23 protein-coding genes are annotated in these 23,349 nt (G+C 37.4%); 21 read left to right on the top strand and 2 right to left on the bottom strand.

The window, feature by feature from the left end; all coding sequences use genetic code 11:
* Nucleotides 1-42 precede the first annotated feature (42 nt).
* Entirely contained in the window at nucleotides 43-726 is a 684-nt protein-coding gene (locus ACFQU5_RS03445) for an amino acid ABC transporter permease (protein ID WP_390284778.1), read from the top strand.
* Entirely contained in the window at nucleotides 723-1,484 is a 762-nt protein-coding gene (locus ACFQU5_RS03440; protein WP_390284776.1) for an amino acid ABC transporter ATP-binding protein, read from the top strand. Before ACFQU5_RS03445 ends, ACFQU5_RS03440 begins: the two co-directional genes overlap by 4 nt.
* A gap of 399 nt (nucleotides 1,485-1,883) precedes the next feature.
* Here ACFQU5_RS03440 and ACFQU5_RS03435 read toward each other — a convergent pair whose 3' ends face one another.
* Complete coding sequence (locus tag ACFQU5_RS03435) at nucleotides 1,884-2,414, bottom strand: thioredoxin domain-containing protein (protein ID WP_390284774.1); 531 nt, start codon at nucleotides 2,412-2,414, stop codon at nucleotides 1,884-1,886.
* 268 nt (nucleotides 2,415-2,682) lie between these two features.
* On the opposite strand from ACFQU5_RS03435, the gene ACFQU5_RS03430 reads away from it, so the two are divergent.
* From ACFQU5_RS03430 to ACFQU5_RS03385, 10 genes are all read left to right on the top strand, one after another.
* Nucleotides 2,683-3,435, top strand: a complete 753-nt coding sequence (locus tag ACFQU5_RS03430) for an amino acid ABC transporter ATP-binding protein (RefSeq protein WP_390284772.1) — start codon at nucleotides 2,683-2,685, stop codon at nucleotides 3,433-3,435.
* A gap of 37 nt (nucleotides 3,436-3,472) precedes the next feature.
* Nucleotides 3,473-4,312 carry a transporter substrate-binding domain-containing protein gene (locus ACFQU5_RS03425; RefSeq protein WP_390284770.1) on the top strand — a complete coding sequence of 280 codons (840 nt, stop codon included), beginning with the start codon at nucleotides 3,473-3,475 and terminating at the stop codon, nucleotides 4,310-4,312.
* A 32-nt stretch (nucleotides 4,313-4,344) separates the two neighbouring features.
* On the top strand, nucleotides 4,345-5,106 hold the full coding sequence (locus tag ACFQU5_RS03420; RefSeq protein WP_390284768.1) for an amino acid ABC transporter permease: 762 nt from the start codon (nucleotides 4,345-4,347) through the stop codon (nucleotides 5,104-5,106).
* A gap of 14 nt (nucleotides 5,107-5,120) precedes the next feature.
* Nucleotides 5,121-5,816, top strand: a complete 696-nt coding sequence (locus ACFQU5_RS03415) for an amino acid ABC transporter permease (RefSeq protein WP_390284766.1) — start codon at nucleotides 5,121-5,123, stop codon at nucleotides 5,814-5,816.
* Between the two features lie 341 nt (nucleotides 5,817-6,157).
* Nucleotides 6,158-7,321: an acyl-CoA dehydrogenase family protein gene (locus tag ACFQU5_RS03410; protein ID WP_390284764.1), complete on the top strand. Its 1,164-nt coding sequence runs from the start codon at nucleotides 6,158-6,160 to the stop codon at nucleotides 7,319-7,321.
* A 385-nt stretch (nucleotides 7,322-7,706) separates the two neighbouring features.
* On the top strand, nucleotides 7,707-8,681 hold the full coding sequence (locus tag ACFQU5_RS03405) for an alpha/beta hydrolase (protein ID WP_390284762.1): 975 nt from the start codon (nucleotides 7,707-7,709) through the stop codon (nucleotides 8,679-8,681).
* 213 nt (nucleotides 8,682-8,894) lie between these two features.
* Nucleotides 8,895-10,964, top strand: coding sequence for a DNA topoisomerase (locus ACFQU5_RS03400; protein WP_390284760.1), 2,070 nt, complete (start codon nucleotides 8,895-8,897; stop codon nucleotides 10,962-10,964).
* Between the two features lie 205 nt (nucleotides 10,965-11,169).
* Nucleotides 11,170-11,739 carry a hypothetical protein gene (locus tag ACFQU5_RS03395; RefSeq protein WP_390284758.1) on the top strand — a complete coding sequence of 190 codons (570 nt, stop codon included), beginning with the start codon at nucleotides 11,170-11,172 and terminating at the stop codon, nucleotides 11,737-11,739.
* Between the two features lie 38 nt (nucleotides 11,740-11,777).
* Nucleotides 11,778-11,972: a hypothetical protein gene (locus tag ACFQU5_RS03390; RefSeq protein WP_390284756.1), complete on the top strand. Its 195-nt coding sequence runs from the start codon at nucleotides 11,778-11,780 to the stop codon at nucleotides 11,970-11,972.
* An 88-nt stretch (nucleotides 11,973-12,060) separates the two neighbouring features.
* Nucleotides 12,061-13,368, top strand: a complete 1,308-nt coding sequence (locus ACFQU5_RS03385; protein ID WP_390284754.1) for a copper resistance CopC/CopD family protein — start codon at nucleotides 12,061-12,063, stop codon at nucleotides 13,366-13,368.
* A 1-nt stretch (nucleotide 13,369) separates the two neighbouring features.
* Here ACFQU5_RS03385 and ACFQU5_RS03380 read toward each other — a convergent pair whose 3' ends face one another.
* Entirely contained in the window at nucleotides 13,370-13,777 is a 408-nt protein-coding gene (locus ACFQU5_RS03380) for a hypothetical protein (protein ID WP_390284752.1), read from the bottom strand.
* 85 nt (nucleotides 13,778-13,862) lie between these two features.
* Here ACFQU5_RS03380 and ACFQU5_RS03375 point away from each other — a divergent pair, with 85 nt between their 5' ends.
* The 9 genes from ACFQU5_RS03375 to ACFQU5_RS03335 all read left to right on the top strand — a co-directional run bounded on the left by ACFQU5_RS03375 (nucleotide 13,863) and on the right by ACFQU5_RS03335 (nucleotide 23,194).
* Nucleotides 13,863-14,558, top strand: coding sequence for a hypothetical protein (locus ACFQU5_RS03375; protein ID WP_390284750.1), 696 nt, complete (start codon nucleotides 13,863-13,865; stop codon nucleotides 14,556-14,558).
* Nucleotides 14,559-14,721: 163 nt separating this feature from the next.
* A complete protein-coding gene (locus ACFQU5_RS03370; RefSeq protein ID WP_390284748.1) occupies nucleotides 14,722-15,015 on the top strand; it encodes a hypothetical protein in 294 nt (97 codons plus the stop codon).
* A 33-nt stretch (nucleotides 15,016-15,048) separates the two neighbouring features.
* Nucleotides 15,049-15,366: a hypothetical protein gene (locus ACFQU5_RS03365; protein WP_390284746.1), complete on the top strand. Its 318-nt coding sequence runs from the start codon at nucleotides 15,049-15,051 to the stop codon at nucleotides 15,364-15,366.
* The gene (locus ACFQU5_RS03360) at nucleotides 15,359-19,156 is read left to right on the top strand and encodes a multicopper oxidase domain-containing protein (protein ID WP_390284744.1); all 3,798 of its coding nucleotides are present in this window, start codon (nucleotides 15,359-15,361) and stop codon (nucleotides 19,154-19,156) included. Before ACFQU5_RS03365 ends, ACFQU5_RS03360 begins: the two co-directional genes overlap by 8 nt.
* Before the next feature lie 125 nt (nucleotides 19,157-19,281).
* Nucleotides 19,282-19,923 (top strand): hypothetical protein, encoded by a 642-nt coding sequence (locus tag ACFQU5_RS03355; RefSeq protein ID WP_390284742.1) that lies wholly within the window; start codon nucleotides 19,282-19,284, stop codon nucleotides 19,921-19,923.
* Nucleotides 19,924-20,348: 425 nt separating this feature from the next.
* The gene (locus tag ACFQU5_RS03350; protein ID WP_390284740.1) at nucleotides 20,349-21,710 is read left to right on the top strand and encodes an aspartate kinase; all 1,362 of its coding nucleotides are present in this window, start codon (nucleotides 20,349-20,351) and stop codon (nucleotides 21,708-21,710) included.
* A 429-nt stretch (nucleotides 21,711-22,139) separates the two neighbouring features.
* On the top strand, nucleotides 22,140-22,670 hold the full coding sequence (locus ACFQU5_RS03345; RefSeq protein WP_390284738.1) for a tubby C-terminal domain-like protein: 531 nt from the start codon (nucleotides 22,140-22,142) through the stop codon (nucleotides 22,668-22,670).
* An 18-nt stretch (nucleotides 22,671-22,688) separates the two neighbouring features.
* A complete protein-coding gene (locus ACFQU5_RS03340; protein WP_390284736.1) occupies nucleotides 22,689-22,916 on the top strand; it encodes a thymidylate synthase in 228 nt (75 codons plus the stop codon).
* A gap of 50 nt (nucleotides 22,917-22,966) precedes the next feature.
* Complete coding sequence (locus ACFQU5_RS03335; protein WP_390284734.1) at nucleotides 22,967-23,194, top strand: hypothetical protein; 228 nt, start codon at nucleotides 22,967-22,969, stop codon at nucleotides 23,192-23,194.
* Nucleotides 23,195-23,349 lie beyond the last annotated feature (155 nt).

The raw sequence follows: 23,349 nt of genomic DNA, 5'->3' as shown, positions 1-23,349 counted from the left end.
AAATTACAGTATAAGGTTAGTTCGATAGAAAAGAGGGGTATTGTGAATTTTGATTTTGGTTATATGATTGAGATCTTTCCTAGAATCATAGAGTATTTACCAATTGTTTTGTACATGGGTACACTTTCTTTTATATTAGCGGTCATTGTTGGTCTAATATTTGCAGTAATTATTAATTTAAAGGTTCCTGTTCTTTATCAAATTTTATTGATTATTATTTCTTATTTCCGTGGGGTTCCAACGTTGATTCAGATTTTTATTTTTTATTTTGGATTGCCACAACTATTTCCCAGCTTTAGTACATTAGATGCTATAACAGCTGTGATTTTTGCGCTAAGTGTAAAAAATGCAGCATATTTATCAGAAGTATTTCGTTCAGCATTTCTAGCAGTGGATAAAGGTCAGTTTGAAGCATGTGATGCAGTAAACATGACAAAGTGGCAAGGGCTGCGCACGGTTATATTACCACAGGTTTTACGTGTTGCAATTCCGTCATCCGGCAACTATTACATTATGATAATCAAAGAAACTTCATTAGCTTTTACGATTGGTGTTGTAGACATGCTTGCAAGGGCAAAACTTGAATCAGCCGTAACTTATAAATTTTTAGAAGCTTATTTAACAGTTGGCTTAATATATTGGGCAATTACGGTGATTTTATCTTACTTACAGTCAAGACTTGAAAATTATGTTGAGCGTCCGTACCGAAAGGAGGCAACGAAATGATTAAAATTCAAAATTTGCATAAAAGCTACGGGAATACTGCTATCTTAAAAGGACTTGATGTTGAGATAAAAGAAGGAGAGGTACTGGCTATTATCGGTCCTTCCGGATCAGGGAAATCCACATTTTTACGTTGTTTAAATTTTCTGGAAAAGGCAGAAAAGGGCATTATTCAAATTGATGGTGAAGAAGTGAATTTAGAGAATTTCCATAAAGCCCAAGTAGTTAAATTGCGTGGGAAAACAGGGATGGTATTCCAGAACTATAATTTATTCAAAAACAAAACAGCCTTACATAATGTATCCGAGCCATTGCGTTTAACCAAAAATATTTCCAAGAAACAGGCTGAACAAATAGCATTCGACATGCTAGCTGAAGTCGGATTAAAAGGGAAAGAATTCAATTTTCCTGTAGCACTTTCGGGTGGACAACAGCAACGAGTTGGCATAGCACGAGCACTTGCACTAAATCCATATGTAATCTTGTTCGATGAGCCAACCTCTTCACTTGATCCAGAGCTTGTAGAAGAAGTATTAAATGTAATGAAGTCGGTTATTAAACAAGGTCGTACAATGATTGTTGTGACGCATGAAATGGAATTTGCAAAAGATGTTGCCGATCGTGTGATTTTTATGGCGAATGGACATATTGTTGAAGAGGGAACGCCAAAAGAGCTATTTGAAAATCCACAAAATGAACGAACAAAACGTTTTTTAAAAAATTATTTAACACTCCATAATTTCGCAGGAGATGGGATTTGAATTTATATTTATTTAATAATCGGCAACAGATGACTTTTCAACTATGACATTGGTAAATTAAAATCCAATCTCAAAGCACCAATGATTATTTAAATCTGCTGGTTTATCGAAACTTGGCCATTAATCAAAACTGTTTCAATTTAAACGAGAAAGCTAAATAAACCTGTTGAAGGTACCTTTGTAACATAACTGAGATATCAAATCACTTTGGAGCTTTCCATATTCCAATTGGGTCCGATTGAAAAGCAAGAAGTAAAAAGAAGATATCTATTATTCACAAATAATAGGTATCTTCTTTTATTTTTATCAATATAGGATTCAAATCTTCTCATAACAATCGTAATTTAAGCTGTAAAGCCATCACAAGTATAAGCTAATATTATAGTTTTTTAGTTTTATTTAGGAAAGTTTTGCCAGGGATGTTTCTATGGCTTGTTTTACATCAGATGGCTCAAGTTCATAAGTATAACCTAATAATTTTTCACCGTTGAAGAATATCGTTGGCACAATTGTTATTTCTCGTTCAATCGCTTCCGCCGTAATCGCCAGGCTAATCTCCACGTTTTCTAGTCGTTCTTCTTCTTGCAAGTTGTATTTGTCGACAAGTAATCGTTTTAACTCTTTATTGGATAAATCATGCCATTCCGCTTGTGTTTCAAGTAGTTGTCCAATTACATACAATGCTTCCTCTGGATTCGAATTGTCTAATTTCCAGTGAATCAATGGGCCATGCAGAAGTTCTTCACGCGGTTTATCGTATAGCTTTACGATTACCTCAACTTGATTGTTTTCGAGATATGGGGGCAGAACTTCTTTTGCTAATTTGTATATTCGTGCGGTCCCTGGGCACGCCAAATTAATAAAAGCTTCTATTTTTAATGGTGCATCCGGACTGCCAAACTTCAAATGATCATTTTTTATTGTTGCCATATTCAATCTCCCCTTCAAGCTTAATATTATACAATATAATATATACAATTTTTATAGGAATTGTAAACATTAACATGGTAAGACTTTGAAAAACAATTTCTTAATTTCTCAGATTAGTATACTACTTGTAAAATTAAAATATTATTTACAATACCTATAAGTTTAGTTATATTTATCACTATGAATATTTGAAAAATTTTGTTTTTAAGTAGAATATTTATTTTCAGATACCTAAATTCCCATTTTAACTAAGGCAGGAGGTGTAATAGTGTTATCAATAAAACACTTACATTTATCGTTTAATCATAATGAAATTCTTAAAGGCATTGATTTAACAGTCAATAAAGGCGACGTAGTAACATTGATTGGTCCAAGTGGAACAGGTAAAACCACATTGCTTCGCTGCATGAATTGTCTTGAAAAACCATCCACAGGTGAAATTACTCTTTCTGATTTGCACTTTAACTACGAAACCATCAGCAAGAAAGACATCTTAAAACTCAGAAGAAAAACAGCGATGGTATTTCAGCAATTTAATCTTTTTAAAAATAAAACGGTTTTGGAAAATGTTATGGAAGCCCAAATCGTGGTACAGGGAAAGCAAAAGAAAGATGCTCACGAAAAAAGCATTCAGGAATTGGAAAAAGTTGGGCTGCTCGATAAGCTTCACTCATATCCCTCCGAACTGTCGGGTGGGCAGCAGCAACGAGTCAGCATTGCACGTGCCTTGGCTTTGGAACCGGAAGTTATTTTATTTGATGAACCTACTTCCGCACTTGATCCAGAGTTGGTGGGTGAAGTTTTGAAAGTAATCGAAGATGTTGCGCGTTCAGGTGTGACGATTGTGTTGGTAACGCACGAAATGTCGTTTGCCAAGAGAATTTCTACTAAAGTAGTCTTTATGGATAAAGGCGTCATCGTGGAAGAGGGGACGCCAAAATATATCTTTGAAGAATCCGAAAATGTGCGTACCAAGGCTTTTTTAAATCACTTTAAATCAAGTCAATCAGTGGAAGTTTAACTTTATTGAGCAATTTAAGAAAAGAGGGAGATTTTATATGTTCAAGAAAAAAAATTTGTTATACCCGGTATCATTATTTGCATTGATTTTAGCTGGATGCGGCGGAAGTGAAGGGGAGAATAGTGCTTCCGGTGGATCGGAAGAGGCTTCGGGAAGAGAAATTACGGTAGCGGTACCGCCTTCAGCAAAACCGTTAAGTTATACAGATGAAAACGGGGAACTTACAGGATATGAAGTGAAAATCCTGAAGTTGGTCGATGAAAAATTGGAAGATTACTCATTTGATATTGTTGGAGTTGCAGATAGTGCAGCAGAAATCGGCCTGGACACAGGTAAATATGACATGATTGCACAAGGCTTGTTCAAGAGTGAAGCTCGCGAAGAAAAATACTTGATTCCCACGGAAAGCAACGGCGCAAGCTTAATGCGTGTCTACAGCAACAAAGACGTGGGAACAATCGATTCTTTCGAGGACTTGATAGGCAAGAATATTACTCCTCTTTCACCAAGTGGAGGGGTATTCAATTTATTGACGGATTATAATAATGAAAATCCGAATAATCCAATCGAGTTCCCAACATCCGACCACGGATTCACGGTTGCTGAACGATTACAGGCAGTAGAATCCGGAAAATATGATGTGCTTGTACAACCTTCCAACTTAGGCCAAAAAGAAATTATTGAAGCGCAAAACTTGGATATCGTCGTGTCGGAGCCTCTTAAAGTATTCCCAACGTATTTCTTGATTCATAATTCCGAAGAAAACAAGGCTTTGACGGAAGAGGTTAGCAATGCTCTGAAAGAATTAAAAGACGAAGGAACGTTATCTGAATTATCATTGGAATATTACGGAGAAGATGTTTTCCAATATGAATAGAAACATGTAGTTTTTCATCAGGAGGTGGTCAAATGGATATAGGATATATGGTAGAAATTTTCCCGAAATTGATTGCCATGTTGCCCATAACTTTATCGATTATCGTAACTTCCGCCATTTTGGGTTTATTGCTTAGTATTGCCATAACGGCTCTAAGAATAAAAAAAATAAAGTTTTTGTCGCCCATTTTGGAAGCCTATATTTCTTTCATGCGAAGTGTTCCTATTCTATTACTGCTATTCATCGTGTATTACGGATTACCCGTATTCTTTTCACTATTTAATCTGGATATCAATGATTTGAGCGGCATCGTTGCAGCAATAATTACACTTATTATCTTTAATGGTGCCTATCTATCTGAGATTCTAAGACCTGCTTACTTGTCGATAGACAAGGGGCAGCATGAAGCCGCTAATAGTTTAGGATATACACCCTTTGCCAAGTTTCGGAAGATTGTGATTCCGCAGATGGCCCCAATAGCCTTGCCTGGTTTGGGAAATGCCATCATATATCTGATTCATGATACCTCCTTGGTGTTTACGATAGGTGTAGTAGACATACTGGGTAAAGCCAATTTAATTTTGGCAAGTTCGTATGGGGAAAACAAGGTAGAAGTTTACTTTACAATTGCCTTGATTTATTGGGCACTTTGCTTATTGTCGGATCGGATGGTTAAGTTATTCGAGAACCATACGTATTTAAGCAAAATAGAAAAAAGAAGAATGTTTGGTTCCAAAAATACAATGCAATACCATAAGTTTGGAAAAGGGAACATTCAATCTCACTCGGATTGAAGGAGGGGTAAATTTTGTTTGATTTAAGGGTTTTGCTGGAAAGTATCATAGACATAGCAACGGTTGTTCCTAAAACACTCGCTTTAGCGCTCGTTATCCTTCTCTTATCCTTGCTTGTGGGGGCTGTAATAGCTTTAATACAAAAGTTTAAGGTACCCGTGTTCTCTCAAATTATTAAAGTGCTGCAATCTTTTTTAAGAGGAACACCCAATGTCGTTATATTATTACTGATGTACTATGCTTTACCGGAAATTTTAACCTTCTTTACGGGTATTCTCGGGATTGAATTTGATGCCAACTCCTTGAATCCGATCATAACGGTAATAGTTACTTTTACAATCAGTTATTCCGTGTTTCAATCGGAAATTATCAGGGGATCGATTTTGTCGATTGACAAAGGGCAAATCGAAGCGGCCCAATCATTGGGGTTCAGTTCCTGGCAGACATTTAGAAGAGTCATCGTACCTCAAGCGTTGGTGGAAGCTTTCCCGGATATTATCAATTCTTTGATGATCATCATAAAATCACTTTCACTTGCTTATTTGATTACCGTTGTAGATATTCTGGGTCAGGCCAAAATGGTAGGTGCTCTGAATTATAGATACTTGGAAGCTTTTATTGGCGCAGCATTGATCTATTGGGTCATTGGCATGGTGCTAACTTTGATTGCCAATAGATTTGAATTGAAATTAAGACGAGGTTTTCATTAATTCCATTCAGAAGAAGTCTCACACATTTATAACCGGTGAGATGCCTTCACAAGGGAAATCAATTCAGAGAGGGTTTTAACTCAGATTGTGAATGGAGTTAAAGCCTCCAGCAGATGTCATAGATTTTTTAAGGGCAATTTATAGAGGAAGTTAGCCTAAAACCGTTGCATCCTGCGACAACGGCTAACTGACCTGCATCGTGCAGGACTAAGCTCAATAAAATCTGGTCACAAATGCGCCTAGGCGCATGTGATTATCTGCCATGTAAGTTATTAAGGAAGTTAAGCCAGTTGGAAATTAATTAAATGTACATAACTAAAACTTTTTAGGGAGTGTAACTTGTGTCACAAAAATTACTTATTAAAACAAAAATCCAAAGTGAATGGCTGGAGAAACTGTTGCCGTTAAAAGAGGCATTTCGCAGTCATTCAAGAGAAATCGATGAACAGTCCAAGTTCCCTAGTGAAAATATTCAATCACTTGTCGACCTCGGCTATACAAAACTAACGTTGCCCAAAGAGTATGGCGGTGAGGGAATCAGCGTAACGGAAATGATTTTCCTTCAAGAAACCATTGCGAGTTTCGACGGTACAACAGGATTGACAATTGGCTGGCATCAAGGTGTTGTCGGTGAGTTGTACGAGAATAAACTATGGGAAAATACGATGTTAAATGCTTTTGCGGAAGACGTGTTGAACGGTGCTTTAGTAAACAGGGTCGCCAGTGAAGTTCAAACCGGCAGTCCAACGCGCGGCGGCCGTCCTGGTACAACGGCGGTCAAAAAAGATGGCAAATGGCTGATCTCTGGAACGAAAAGCTATGCAACCATGATTCCAGCATTAACTCATATCCTTGTTACGGCTTGGGTAGAGGAAAAGGAAAAAATTTGCGTATTCTTGGTTGAGAAAAAGTCGGATGGCGTTTCTATTCGAGAAAATTGGGAAGTTATGTCCATGAGAGGAACAGCCAGCCATGATCTAATCTTGAACAATGTGGAAGTACCTGAGGAAAATTTAGTGGAAATCCAGGATGGACCACGAGGCAATGGTATAAATGGCTGGATTCTACATATTCCTGCTTGTTATCTAGGCATTGCGCAAGCTGCCCGTGACTATGCAGTTGAGTTTGCAACACAACATTCACCAAATAGTTTGAATGGGCCAATCAGCCAATTGCCGAATGTCCAAAAATTAATTGGGGAAATTGACATGGAATTGATGAAAGCCCGACACTTTATTTATAGTGTGGCAGAAGCTTACGATGATGAGTCCCGTCGTGAAATATTGACGAACGAACTAGGTGCGGCAAAACATATTGTCACTAATTCTGCGATTACTATTGTGGATAAAGCCATGAGATTGGTTGGTGCCAAGAGTCTTCAATTATCCAACCCATTGCAAAGATATTATCGTGATGTAAGAGCCGGTCTTCATAATCCGCCAATGGACGATATGACAATTTCCAAATTAGCTCAAACCGCTATAAAAGAAATGCAAAATCGATAGTACGTTGTAAAGATGGAGCTGAAACTTATTTAAAGCTTCTCCTTGATCTTCGAGCGAAAATTTTTAAGTCACTATCTAGTAGTGAGATCTGAAGTCGTACTCAGCTTCGGAAGTATAAAAAAAATGGATATAACAAGAAGACCACTCAATGAACAGAGTGGTCTTTTTGATTCTCAGAAACTGTAATATGGTCTTCAAAATTCCCAACATGATCAAGCAACCCTATCATAAGATGTTTTTCAGATTCATTCCACACAGATATTAATTTCGATGTTCTACAAAAATGAAATCTCCATATTAATAAAAATACCGTAATATAAATTGAGAGAGTTAATATATTGGGAAACATAAATAACTAAACAAAAACATTATGGGGGCTATGAAAATGAATTCTATCATTAAACGTCCAACATACAATGAAACCGAACTATATTGGAAAAAATATCAAAGATTTTTTCCGGTGGAACTGCGTATTAATGAGAATAACCTACCGACTGAAGAATGGTGGGAATGGAATGATTGTCTGATCCATCTAGATCGAATGCCTGTTCCTGAATCAAAAGTCAAAATTATTATGATTCATGGTGCAGGTGGAAACGGTAGACTCTTAGCACCTTACGCACGAATGCTGCATTTACATGGATATGAGGTTGTGTCACCAGATCTCCCTCCATATGGTCTCAGTCACGCCAATAAGATAAAGTTAAACGATTACCAGCAATGGATTCAAATCATTACGGATTTAATCGAAAGAGAGATTGAACGAGACGGTAAACCAATTGTTTTACTAGGAGCAAGTATTGGAGGTATGCTAGCGTATCATACGGCCAATATAAGTAAACAAGTTAAAGGGTTAATTGTTACTACTTTTGTCGACACGGGTAATCCGAAAGTTCGTGATCAAATTGCTCCGAATAAAGTAATCAGCCGTTTAGGTAAATTCACAATGGATACTGTCCCATATCTGCTGGATTCTTTTCAGGTTTCTGTAAAGATGGTATCGAGAATGAAATTAATCTCAAATAACTCTGAACTGACTCGATTAATAATCAATGATCCTTTAGCGGCAGGAACAAAAATTCCTATTCGTTTTCTAAGAACCTTTTTAAATATGAAACCAAAGGTAGAACCCGAGCATTTTGATTATTGCCCTATATTATTAATACATCCTGAAATAGATCCAATGACACCTTTTAACTTAAGTAAACCATTTTATATCCGTTTAAACTGTAAGAAAAGATGTGTAATTTTGGAAGGAGCAGGCCATTTTCCTATAGAACAACCAGGATTGGACCAGATGAAAACAGCAACTCTCTCATTTATCAAAGAGATAGAAATTGCTATTGAGAACATGGATTAATCCATTCACGATTATTTTTCGTTTGTTAATCATATTCAGAAGTTCATTGTAAGACTAGATCTGTCCATTTAATAAAGTATTTTCTAAGGATATTAGTATCTGATTGCAAGCAATAAATTCATAAACTGCCAAACAATAACCTCCTAAATTTGACTTCTATCACCCCCCTGAGCCTATTTTATATTATGATTAATAGAAAGGGGGGATCTGCTAATGAAAGCATTGCTGATCGCAGAAAAGCCGTCTCTCATGCGTGATATTCAAAAAGTTTATAAAAAGATGCAGCTGCCATATGAAATAGAATTCACATCTTTTGTAGGTCATGTCGTGGAATTAAAGGAACCACATGAATATAAGGCGGAATGGAAAAAATGGGATCTGAATCTATTACCGATGATTCCTGAACGTTATGAATTTCGAGTGAAAAAATCAGCTTATAAAGTGTATAAGGAGATCGAACAAGTATTAAAGACGAATCGCTATGACTTTATTATTAATGCCTGTGATGCTGGGATGGAAGGGGAGAATATCTTTTACTCTTTCTATAAACGTGTTGGGTGCAAACTGCCGGTGAAACGTTTTTGGACATCTCAAACCACAGACAGTGCTATTTACAAAGCTTTATTAAATCTTATAGATGAACAGGATCTATTAATTCGAAACTTGCGTAATGCAGCGATGTATCGGACTATCTTTGATTGGCTAATCGGGTTGAATTTAACACGAGCCGCTACTGTCAAGGGTGGACGAATCATTAAAGTTGGGCGAGTGATGACACCGACACTAGCCATTGTTGTCAAAAGAGAATTAGAGATTCGACAATTTAAGCCAGAGCCATATTTTCAAATCGAACTGGACTTAGGTCAATTCAAAGCTCTATGGTTTAACCCGCAAAATAATGAAAACAAGCTTAAAACAGCGGAGGAATCCCAAGTAATCCTTTCAAAAATTGGACGTACTGCCATTATTCGGGATATCAAAACGGAACGAAAAACGATGAGTGCACCACCATTGCATTCACTTCTTGAATTGCAAAAGGAAGCAAATAAATTTTTTGGCTTTACATCCTCCGAGACTTTAAAAATAGCTCAAAGTTTATATGAGAAAAAGCTTATTACATATCCTCGAACAGAGTCCAAGCATTTGCCGACAAGCTTTGCTCAAAATATCAAGATGCATTTGCAAACTCTGGCATCTTTAAATGAATATGGCTCTATTGTTCAAGAGATCATGGAAGTTCCAGATACGATACAAAGAACAATTCGTTCCAAAAAATATGTGGACGATAAGAAATTAACGGATCACCATGCCATCACAGTGACAGAAGTTCCGATTGGAAGGAAAAAGTTAACACCTCAAGAGTTGAAAGTTTATCACCTGATTGCAAGAAGACTGTTAGCGATTTTTATGCCTGCCTATGTCATTGATAAGACTGCTGTTGTTTTACGGTCAAATGAATCGTTTTTTAAAGCAAATGGCAATATGGTAATTGATAAGGGCTACACTGTTCTATATGATACTTTCAAAAAGAAACAAGAGATTCCCTTGCCATCTCTTCAATTGAATATGGAATTATCTATTAAAGAGGCGAAAATTTTATCTAAGATGACGGAACCACCTGCGCGGTATACAGATAGTACTCTACTAGATGCGATGTTCCATGCAGGGCGTTTTGTAGAAGATAAAGAGCTGCAGAAAATCCTGAAAGATGCAGAGGGAATTGGTACGTCCGCTACTAGAGCTGAAATCATTGAAAAGTTAATTTCCATTGGTATGATGGCCCGTGAAGGGAAATCTTTTAAAGCAACCCAGTTTGGAATTGATGTCATTCAAAGTATTGGTGACCATGATATTGTTTCGCCTGAATTAACGGCGATTTGGAGTAAAAAGCTAAAGGATATTGTTGATGGACATTTAAGTTCAAGTCAATTCTACAAAGAGATGTTGGCTTATGTGAAACAAATGACGGATGGTTTTGTATCACTGAATCTAAATGTGGCAGAGAAGCAAGTTGTCGTTGTAGGAAAGTGTCTTCAATGCGGACAAGCCGTTGTGGAAGGATTTAAAGGGTATTCCTGTTCCAATAAAGCCTGTAAATTTTTTATTAGTAAATCCATCATGAAGGGTAAAATCACCCCAACAGATGCAAAAAAACTACTAAATGGTAAAGAAACGCGAGAAATTCGTTTTACATGGAAAAGTGGAAAAAAGGGAAAAGCAAAATTGAAATTAGTAAATGAAAAACTAGAATTTGTTTTCCCTGCCCCGTCTAAAGAAAAATAGTTCTATCATATGTTTTTGCCTCCCTTGGGTTAGTGAAGTTTGCATATATTGAGTGCAGATTCTCAAATCTAGAAGGGAGGTTTTATTATGAAAAGGAAAACGAGAATGGAAAGAAACCGCGCTAAACGCAATCAACAAAGAAATAACGATCATGATTACTTTGATAGATTCCATCATAACTTTGTAAACGATGGTTTCGATCACCATGTTAAGCACCATTGCGACTGTGGATGCGGTCACCAACATGACCACCATCACGACTGCGGATGTGGTCACCAACATGATCACCATAACGACTGCGGATGTGGTCGTCATCATGATCACCATAACGACTGCGGATGCGGTCGTCATCATGATCACCATAACGACTGCGGATGTGGTCACCAAAATGACCACCATAACGATTGTGGATGTGGTCACCAACATGATCACCATAACGACTGCGGATGTGGTCACCGACACGATCACCATGACGATTGCGGATGTGGTCACCAACATGATCACCATCGCGACTGCGGATGCCGTCACCATCATGACTGCAACTGCGACTGCAAACACAATGCAAAGCGTAACCATGACTGTGGATGCGATCACCATGAAGAGCACCGTCATGACTGTGGATGCAATCATCATCAAGAGCACCATCATAACTGCAAATGCAGTCGACGACCTAGGAAAAACCATTATGTTCTATTCGAGTGTGATAGCTGTAATAAGCATCACGACTTTTCTCAACGTCACAACCGTTGTGATTGCAGATGTCATTTATGCCTAAACTTGGCACGCTTAGACGATAATTTGAATTTTAAGCTGTTGAGAAACAAACGCCGTCCGTTGGAAATGGTAACAGTTGGGAACAGACGTTTTATAGGGAAAACGAAGCATGTAGGCATTGACTATGTAGATATTAAAGGGAACAACGGAAAATTGACAACAATTTTAAAGGATAAAATTGAGTATATTGATTGGAAAAAAGAGAGAAAGAACAACCGAGAAAAAGAGTGGTAAATCCCTCTAGGTAATTTTTATCAGTAAAATTCGATTCCAAAAACGAAGGCAATGAATAACATAGATAGTAGAAAAGGAGATAAGGAAGATGTTTCTGAAAATTTCCCGGTTTACTATCTATTGTTTATTTATTGCTTTTCTTTTTGTTTCGATGGGTAAACAAGTTGATGCTCATGTCTTTGTTGTAGAGGAGTCTCCAGCTTCCAATAGTGTATCGGAAGAGTCGCCTAGTGAAGTTTCAATCCAATTTAGCGGTGAGGTAGATAAAAGTTTTTCAATGAAGGTGTTTACCCAAAATAATCAGGAAATCGTCACGAATTCCCCTTCAATTAGCGAAGATCGAAAAAAAATTTCCATTCAAATACCAGCGCTTCCCAATGGACATTACAAGGTACAGTATTATGTGATTTCATCGAATGATGGACATACGATTGAAGGTTCTTATCTGTTTCAAGTGAAATGGAAACATCAACCGCTCATTAATGAAGAGTATATGAAAGAGGATACAGCTGGTGGAGCCGTAAATAAAGATGAGTCAGGGAATGAAATAAATACAATTACGAACCAAGAAGATAAAGGCGTTGCTGATTATTCTAACGTATTTAATTATAGTGCAAAAGCTATCTATTACCTTGGATTATTATTGCTCGTTGGTTGGTTAATGATTTGGCAAATCATAAAGTCATTTTCTTTTGAACTTCGAAAGAAATTTCTATTCTATGGAATGATTTTTCAATTTCTTCATTTGATAGGACTAGTTGCCTTTTTATTAGTCCAAATGAACACTTTCACCGCTAATGGTATAAGCTTTGAATTTGATTTTCCACTGGATACGAATTTTGGCAAGCTATGGATTGTTTCTCTCGTATTATCATTTACTGGTTTTTTAACCTTATTTAAAAATCAATGGTTTGATTATCTATGGATTCTATTGATTGGCATTGCGAAAAGCCTTAGTGGGCATACACAAGAGTTCGAGCCTTCTTCACTATTAGTGGTTTTAAATAGTATCCATATTATTGCTGCCGCTTTTTGGGTGGGTGGGTTAATTTTTATCCTGGTATTTTGGCGTAAGCAACAGCTCTATGTTAAATCTTTTCTACCGATTTTTTCAAGGGGCGCGTTGATTAGTATTATTTTGTTGAGTGTCTCTGGAAGCTTGATTGCCTATTTGTATTTACCAAATCGAGAGGCTTTGTTAACGGATTGGGGAATCGTGTTATTATCGAAAATTGCCATTGTACTCGGAGTCCTTATTATGGGTGCAAGAATTCGTAAGAGAATGAGAAGAGGAAGATTAGCGGATTTAAAATCACCTATAATGGTAGATTTTATTTTTATGATTTTGCTGATAATTATCGTTGCGATTTTAACATCTTTAAATCCGCTGCCTTAAGCTAAGACCTAATGGAAAAACACAATAATCCAAACATTGCGTAAACAAGCAAAGAACAAAAAGTGACAAGAGTAAGATCGGCAACAACGCCAATCATCGGACCCATAACGCCAGCCATTAACCCACTCGTAACACCAGAAAGCAACGTTTGGTAATCGACTAAAGCGCCAAAAACGGCACCAATAATCATCGCCAGTATCGTGGCAATAATAGTAACAAGTGAATAATGTGATGGGAATGCATAACCTAGAAGTGTTCCAACGGCTATTCCCATCACCCCACTACTCGTCATAGCCAAGTTCATCCCTAAATGATAACTAATTAAATACTGCAACTTCTTTAAATATAAATAAGTGAAGCTACATACAAACAAATAACTAATGAAAACAAACAGTATTAATAAACTCATGTCTAATCTCCTCCTTGCAGTTAGTATATGAAAACGATAAGTGCCCTGGTTACTTGTAAAACATCGAAGGGATGATTGGGCTTTTATGTACGAAAATGATTACCCGGAATTAAAAAAAGAAGACAGATATACTTCACCAGCAAGTTCCAAGCCATTACATGAATTGAAGATGCTGCAAGAGTATATTCATAGTGTGAACTTGCAAAATTTAGGTACTACATTACCTCATTACAAACAACAAATGATTCTCTTGAAATTTTTAAAATCGAAAAAAAATCAGCTGGTTGAAATCTACTCTAGAAGTAAAGATGAGGTCATTCATACCGTGGGGAAAGTATCGGTAGTGGGGAGAGATTTCGTCATGATTCGGACACTCCTTACGAGAATTTGGATACCATACAGAGCGATTCATACAGCAAAATCCCCCTTTGGTCTTCCTGATATGCCCGGTTCTCATCAAAATGTATTGATAGACGAAGAATTAAGAAGAAAATTACTTACGAATTTTGGTGTAACCGTTGCGGAAAAACAAACGCTTAGACAACAATTTTTTGAGGAATTGCTGCAAACTAATTTGAAAAGCTGGATTGGCACGAAATTTATTATTTATACCGATACACCCATTAGTGGCAAACTGCGTGGTGTAACAAAAGGAAAGTTAAATTTTAAAGAAAAAGAATTAGCTATCAGCAAGATTACTTATATGAAGCAAGGCAGAATTCTTTCATTTTTTGAAAAAATCTTTACGAAGTTGAAAATAACAAAATCGAAAAATAGTTAGTAAGAATGTCTCAATGATGAGTAATCCTTCTTTAGCTTTTGAGACATTCTTATTTAGAGTCATTCGATTTTTAAGTTGATTGTGTTTTTGTTTAAGTCTTTAACTTTTTTTTCCATAGAATAAGCGAAGAAAAAGTATTTTTTTTGAGGAGGAGGAAAGGTAGATGAAAGAACCCAATGATGATGTATTTGGTGATCAGTTGTTTAGGGAAGTGCTGGGAAAGTCCATCTTGCTTGTGACAGAAAGTAAGCAACTTAATATTTTAGGTCAAACTTTTCGACCGATATTCACTGGGGTTGTTACAACCGTAGGTAATGGTTTCATTACCTTGGATCCAGTAATTATTAAAATGCATAATGCACCATTTTTTAAATTTCCTACACCGTTAAGTTTTCCAATAGAGCATATTGCGATATTTACTGAATTTGATATGGATAGAAGAATTCCACTAATCTAATTGTTAATAAAATACAAAGAAAGGGTGAAAGGGATGGAAAATAACTCCAGGGATGGATTCTACAATAACCAATTGGATATTAACGCTATTCGTGAAGCAGGCGTAACAGAAGAATTTAGGCAAAATATAGGAATGAGAGCCTTAATTTTAATTGCTCCATTTCCATTTTTAATAATTGGCAGAATCGAAGATGTTGTAACCGATTATCTGATCATTTGTGCGGAGGTTACGAATGTAAATGAGCTAGATGGTGAAGAATTCAGGATCCATATTGATGATATTGAAGTGTTTTATATAGAAAAGGATAATAGACGCCCGATTCCTGATATAAGGAATGGTACTCATGCTTAGAAAGTACCATGTTGTAGCAATCCCGATCAGAATTGTGGTGAACCGATTTGGAGATCATGATCCAGACGGCATGATGTATGTGTTGAAAGAAAATGAAAGTCTTGTAAAAAAACAAGTCGATTTAAATCCCTATTCAACAGTAGATTTAGTAGAGCCCTTAGTAATACGTGCAAACGTTGGAGATGAAATTGAAATTCTTTTCGAGAATCAACTGCCATTTAATACAGGGATGCATATCCAGAATGCCGAGTATGATGTCTTTACATCGGACGGGGCCTTTGTCGGAATTAATCCAGACACTACAGTCCCTAAAGGGAAAACCATTCTTTATAAATGGAAGGTAGATCATGAAGGAGTTCATTTCTTTTCAGATTTAGGAAATCCATTATCAAGTGAAAAGGGCAGTAATGTTCACGGTTTATTTGGTGCGCTTTTTGTGGAACCAAGGGGCTCATGGTGGACAGATCAAGTTACAGGTAAATCGATAAACAGTGGATTATATGCCGATGTTCATAATCCCTTGTTACCTTCTTTTCGGGAATATGGGTGGTTTTTCCATGATGAAATGGAAGTTGATGATCTAACAGGTCAAGCACCAATCAGCCCGCATACACTTCAGCCAGAAGCTACACACCTTGTAAATTACCGGTCTGAACCAATGAGAAATCGATTGCGCCTCATACAGGAAGGTGTAGTATGTCCGGATTGCGAAGGAGAAGAGGTTCACCATGATTCCTGGGTATTTGGTGACCCAGATACACCGATTCTACGTGCATATATCGGGGATCCTGTTAAGCTCAGACTTGTACATGGAGGAGTTCAAGAAACCCATTCATTCCATTACCATGTGCATCAATGGTTATTTGATCAGAATGATATGGATTCAGCTATTCTAGATGTTCAACCAATCTCACCTCAGGCTCAATATACTGTAAGTCCAGGATATGGTGCAGGAAGTTTACACGGTGCCTTTGGGGACGCAATCATTCACTGTCACCTTTACCCACACTTTGGAGAGGGGATGTGGGGGATGCAGAGGATATTTGATACGTTGCAAGATGGCAGCATGTGTTATCCAAACGGTGTACAAATCAAGGCACTGCAGCCTCTGCCAAACAGACCATGTCCACCAAAACCTACTCCTGAAAAACCAGGTTTTCCAAACTTTATCCCTGGTATTCCAGGGTTTAAAGCACCAAGACCACCTCTTGGAATAGAGGGTGGCAGAGAATCAACTAAATTAGAAGAAAATCACTTTGCTAAAAACGCTGTACCCGGCGCAGTATTTGTTAATCCTGCAAAGAAGGACTCCCCAATCCGAGAATTCAATATTGCTTTAATCCAAATGCCGATTGTCTATAACAAGGAAGGTTGGTATGACCCCGAAGGAAGGCTTTATGTTTTGGAAGAAGATGAAGAAGATATCAGGTGCGGTAGAAAACAACCGGAACCGCTCGTAATCCGAGCGAATGCAGGTGAAGCAATTCGTTTCAGATTTACAAATAAGTTACCTGAAATAATCGGTGGAAATGCATTCCAATTAGTAAATAGAACTTATGAAGCGGGTATGCATGTACATTTCGTGAAATTTGATGTTCTTGTATCAGATGGGGCTAACGTAGGCTGGAACTATGATTCTTCTGTATTACCGGGTGAGACTATCAGATATCAGTGGTTTGCAGATGTGGAACTAAAATCAACCTTCTGGCATGACCATCTATTCGCAAATGAACATCAACAACACGGGGTATTTGCAGGGATTAATATTGAACCAAGAGGCTCTATATACCTCAATCCAAATACAGGTGAATTCATGAATGCTGGAACACAAAGCATGATTGTCAATCCAATCATTCCAGATTTTAGAGAAATTAACTTATTTGTTCATGACTTTGCCTTGTTGTTTGATAAAGATGGAAATCCACTAAATCCACCACCTTTTCCAGGTTCACCTGATGATCCTGGTGTTATGGGTGTGAATTATCGTAACGAACCTTTGCAATTCCGATTAAAAGAGCCTGATTGTGATCCAGCCTATGTCTTTAGCTCTTGGATGCATGGGGATCCGGTAACGCCATTACTTGAAACATATAACGGAGACCCTGTCCGAGTCCGTTTGATACAAGGTGCTCATGAGGAGTCGCATAGTTTTAATCTTCATAGGCAAAGGTGGCACCGCGAACGGGGAGATTTAGATTCCGAACTAGATCAACAACGACATCTTGTCATTGCCGAATCATTTACATTGGAATTTAGTATCGAAGGAAAAGGCGACTTCGATATGCTCTACCATTATGGATCGATTGATGATATTTGGCTTGGCAACTGGGGAATTTTCCGTACCTTTGAAAAACGTGTAAAGCATTTGAAACCTTTACCTGACCGTTCAGATATCCCGTGGAGAGAAGAACCGTTGCCGCAAAAAACGGGTAAAAGACCGCTACCAGCCATAGTAGAAAATTTTAAATACCCAAAATGTGCCAATGTGCGAAAGTATCATGTTGCAGCACTGAATACAAATATTGAATATAACGATGATGGCGATCATGACCCATTTGGTATTGTCTTTGCCTTATTGGAAGATGTAGATGATATTTTATGCGGGAGATTAAATCCAGAACCACTAATCCTTCGAGCAAATGTTGGAGAATTCGTGGAGGTAACAGTTACGAATCTATTAACCGGAGAAGATCATCACAATGGCAGACACGGCTATCCAGAGGTGCCTGTAGATGCATTCTTCCCGCCATCAAGTCGCATTTCTTTACATGCGCAGTTGGCTGAATATGATGTAAGGCATTCGGATGGCGCAACGGTTGGATTTAATTATGACCAAACGATTGGCCAAGGGGAGAGCAGAACGTATTATTGGTATATTGATCAACGCTTTGGTGCTGCAAACCTTTGGGATATGGCCGATATCCGAAATCATCGACATCATGGAGCATTCGGTATGTTAATAGCAGAATCAAGAGGTGCAAGCTATCTGGATGCCAAAACAAGAGAAGAAGCAGATCAAGGCAGCCAATTGATTATCTCCACTCCAATCCTGCCAGAATTTAGAGAATTTTGCCTTCAAATGCATGATGGGGTGAGATTGTTGGATAAGAATGACAATTTAATCATCGATCCTCAAGTACTGTTTGATGATGATGAGGATGAAGAGCGGCCAGATTTTGAAGACCAAGGCTCACGAGGATTCAACTATCGAAATGAACGCTTCAGTAATCGTATTAAAAAATTCAGGGATATCCACAAGGTGTTTAGTTCTAAGAAGTTTGGAGATCCAAGTACCCCAATTTTTTTAGCCTACCCTGGAGACCCTATTATCATGAGGTTAACGTTCCCTGCTGACCGTGCGAGAGCCCATTCCTTTGCGATTCATGGTCATAAATTCCTTAGTAGTGAAAGGGATATGGATTCAGCTATTGTGTCTGTAGTGGACCATAACACAGTTGGGTCAAATGATAACCTTCAACTATTCTATGGTGCAGGTGGATTTTTGAATCGACCAGGGGATTATATGTATCGTTCAGGCAACATTCGTTGGGATATTGAGCTCGGCTTATGGGGGATTATGCGTGTGTTAAAAAGAAGGCATAAAGATTTGGCCCCATTAAAGAAAATTAAAGTTAGAGCAGGCAAAAGTCTTAGCGTTGATGCAATTCCAGAAAAAAGCAAAGAATTAAAGAATACGAGACGTACTATAAAAGGCAGAGTAAAAAGGAAGAATATTCAAACAGAAAAATCATTAGAGAATGAAGGTACACCTTTATGGAAAGATGTATAAATTGTCTTAGTTCACCATGCAGATGCCATCAGCCTAAGGATTTGTTTGGTTCTCCTTTTCATTGCCAGAGGCGGATCCGAACAAGAAAGTTTGCTTCACCAAATAGTCCGTTAGATCAAGAAGAGTTGGATTTCTTTCAATCATGTATAGAAGCAGCCAATGATTTACTGCGTTCGTTGGGTTCCAGGAGCGATGAAGAAAATACAAGACAGCTGCAGCTTCACTTTTTGGAAATGAGGGGGGAAATTGTTACAGCCAATATTCTTTGCGAATGTGGAAGATTAAGGATTGATGCTGAAGAATCCCCTAATTTACCAAAAAACGATAGTGCGATAGAAACAATTTGTTTGGACGGAAAAATTGCAACAGCAGGCAGAGATTTTTTACAAATAAATCAAAACGGTTCAGCAGTTTTTATTCTGTACAAGAATCTCCTTTCGATAAAAATGAAAGATTGTATAGAAGAATTTGATTTAGAACCCGAATTTATTGATGCAGATAAAAATCTCAGAAGAAAGTTGGCTTTCAACTTTGGTGAATTTGTTTCAAAAGATCCAAACTTTATCAATCTGTTTTTTGGCATCCCTTTGTTCTTTATGCTGAAGCAGTTCTGTGGTAAAGATATATGTATTTTTACAACTGAAGGAATGGTTAAAGGGACATTGAGCGCGATTGATATGGATCATGTAAAGCTTCTAAATAATAGAGGAGAAATGAATATCGATTTTGACGAGGTTTGTTATCTAAAAGTTATCAATCTTAAATAATCTGTATACAAATTACAATTATTGTGTCTTGCGAAACAGTCAAGATGTTATATAATAAATTGACGTATTAAATTATTGATACAGGTAAACGTATTAATAATCAATCGTGTGCATCGTGTGCAAACGATGCGCACGCTTTTCTTTTCTTTGAGATGTTCTGCTTTTGTTGTTTAAATGTTTGCTTTTCTATAGTTTTAGGCAATTATGCTTTCTTCATTTTAGATGTTACATATAATATACTGAATAATTTAAATTACACGTATCTATATGACATAGTAGCTTCCTTTGTTCCTAGGCCCACTATATGATACAAATATACTCATTTTCTATAAATAGGGTTGACGACAGAGTGCAAAATTTGTACACTGTGAACAATCAAATGTTTTTTCGGGAAATACAATTTTGAATAGTAAGGATTTGGTGAAATGATTGTATGTAAATTTGGTGGTACATCCGTTGCTAATGCTGAACAAATTAAAAAAGTAGCAAATATTGTAAAATCCAATCCTGCAAGAAAGATTATTGCAGTGTCAGCTCCAGGTAAACGTTTCGGCGACGACATTAAAGTAACGGATCTGTTAATCGAATTGGCTGATGCAGTACTTAATAATGGCAATGTAACTCACAAGTTACAGATTGTTGTGAATCGATTCAAAGAAATTGCAGATGAACTTGGTCTCGACGATACAATTTGCGAAGTGATTGCACAGGATATGCTGGAACGTATCGCATGCGATAAATCAAATGAATTTTTATTCATAGATAATATAAAAGCTAGTGGAGAAGACAATAACGCGAAACTAATTGCAGAATATTTTAACTCTATCGGGTTACCTGCAAAATATGTAAGTCCTAAAGAAGGATTAGTGTTAAATGATTTTCCTGAACGTACGTATGCGCTTCCTGAAACGTATGAGAATCTGAAGGATTTAGGAAGTGGCGATGAAATCGTTGTATTCCCAGGATTCTTTGGTTACACGAAGGACGGTACTTTGCGTACATTCGATCGTGGTGGGTCTGATATTACAGGTTCCATTTTAGCGGCTAGCGTAAAAGCAGATCTTTATGAAAACTTTACAGATGTTGACTGTGTTTTCTCGGCTAATCCTAAAGTTGTAAATGATCCTGTAGGTATTGCAGAAATCACTTATCGTGAAATGCGTGAATTATCTTATTCAGGATTTTCTGTATTCCATGACGAAGCATTAATGCCTGTTTATAAATTAGGTATTCCTGTTAACGTGAAAAATACAAACAACCCATCCGCACCGGGAACTAAAATACTTCCAACTCGTACTTTAACAGGTCGACCAGTGACTGGTATCTCTGCAGATAGTGGTTTTTCGATTTTATATGTTTCAAAATATCTTATGAATCGAGAAATCGGTTTCGGACGTAAGCTTCTACAAATTATCGAAGAAGAACGCATCTCTTATGAGCATACACCATCAGGTTTGGACGATATCTCTGTCATTATTCGTTCAAATCAATTAACGGAAGAAAAGGAAAAACGAATTGTTAGTCGTGTAAAAGAAGAGTTACATGCAGATGATGTTTATTTCCGTCATGGTATTTCGATGATCGTGATTGTTGGCGAGAGTATGCGTAATAATACTGGTCTTGCAGCTCGTGCTGCAGCAGCGATTTCTAGAACTGGTGCCAATATTGAAATGATTAACCAGGGTTCTTCAGAAGTGAGCTTAGTATTTGGTGTTCTTTCCAAAACTGAAAATCAAATTTTACGTGCTCTTTATGACGAATTTTTTGCGCCCATAACAGTTGGCTAGGGATTGCATCCTAGTCACGTCAAAGGTTGGGACAAAACCTAATACCATTTTCCTCGAGTAGGAAAATGGTGTTTTTTTGATGTAGCTAAAATTGATTTCCGTATGAAGGGATGCGTATCCACGGGTCCGATCTTATAGTCTCTCACTTGAGTGCGTTCCCCCAGGAAGCTTTGCTTGTAGCGAAAGACAAAGCCGACAGCTACACTCGCCCCGGAACGACAATCAATCCATAAAGGTTCAATTCCTTAATGTGGATTCTTCTGTCGATCAAAGAGTTTTCTACTTCTATCCTAGCCTCTCTTTATTTTAATTTGCGAGTTTAAGAGTAATCATTAAGGTTATTTTTGAATTATGGGTTGTTTAAACTTTCAAAATTTCAAAATTTCCACTACTATTATTAGTGATAAATATTAATTTGGTGGAGAAAGAATGAAAACATATACATATAATCATCCGGAAGCAATTGAATATACAGGGGACGTTCCTATTTTAGATGCAGATGGGCAAGTAATTGCCATTTCAAGACGCATCTACGATAATTTCTTAAAAAAGTCTTTTGATAAAATGTTTGATTTTCGCTATTTTTTAAAATATGATGTGTTAGCTAATAATGGCGAAAATCTTTTTACTATAAAGAAAATTAGTAGAAGAGGAAAGCTTTGGTTCGAAGGAATCGAAGTAGCCACCCAGAAAAAATATATCATATCATACGAGAATTGGCGTATTGGAATTCCAACTCTCTATATTACGGATAAGAAGATTAAAATCCAACTTGAGAAAGAATTAGAAGGTTGGTCAAGCTTTATACTTAATCAAGAGGAAATAGCAAGATGGAGAGCTGACTATCGAGGTAATGAGGGTGAATTTCATATGACTCTCCAAATCAATGAGAGCAGCCCGATTCAACACCCGCAGTTTTTTATAGCAATATGCCAAGCAACGTTATTTGTTGGGGCGTAATGAAGGAGAGATGTAGCTATGAATGTGATTTTTGTTATAACAGCAACTGGAGAAGAAGTGTTGGAAATGGTATCAAATGATGTTGCAGGTTTACTGGCTGCAGTTCAAGGAGAGAATGTAACATTCCCATTCGGTAACTTTAAGTATGATTTCCATACTTTAGATCACTATCTAGAGGATTCTGTTTATCGTCAAGAGCTAGTCATTTACTTAAAGGCAGATAGCAATGGGATCACATCGTTGTAATAGTTGCAACGTTATTTGCTTGATTGTGTTCGAAAGTGAGAGGGTAAACTGTGATTCAGCTTTTTTTCATTGGCATACTTCTTTATGCCATCTTATTTTTATTGGTGAAATTAAATATCTTTAAAGGAATCCATCGTGTATTATCAGTGGTGAACACTGTAGTAATTATAGTTTTTGGTATATTTATTCTAGTAAAAACAGGGCTGCTCCGCATGATTGCGACTTCAATAAGCTTTCTGTTGATTCGTTTATCTGAATTAATTGCATCGTTATTTTGATAAACTTTATTAGGCAATACTGACCGTCTCATTATGGAATGAGACGGTTATTTCGTGCGCCCGGCATGCACATGAACTATAGGGTGCGAGTCCCGAACCCCGAAGACAGAAGTAGAGGTTAGCCAAGAGCAAGGGTGTCCGTGGTGACGCGGAAT

The organism is Ureibacillus sp. GCM10028918 (assembly GCF_042666115.1).
In the GTDB taxonomy this organism is placed as follows: Bacteria; Bacillota; Bacilli; order Bacillales_A; family Planococcaceae; genus Ureibacillus.
This window is presented reverse-complemented; position numbering and strand designations above follow the sequence as displayed.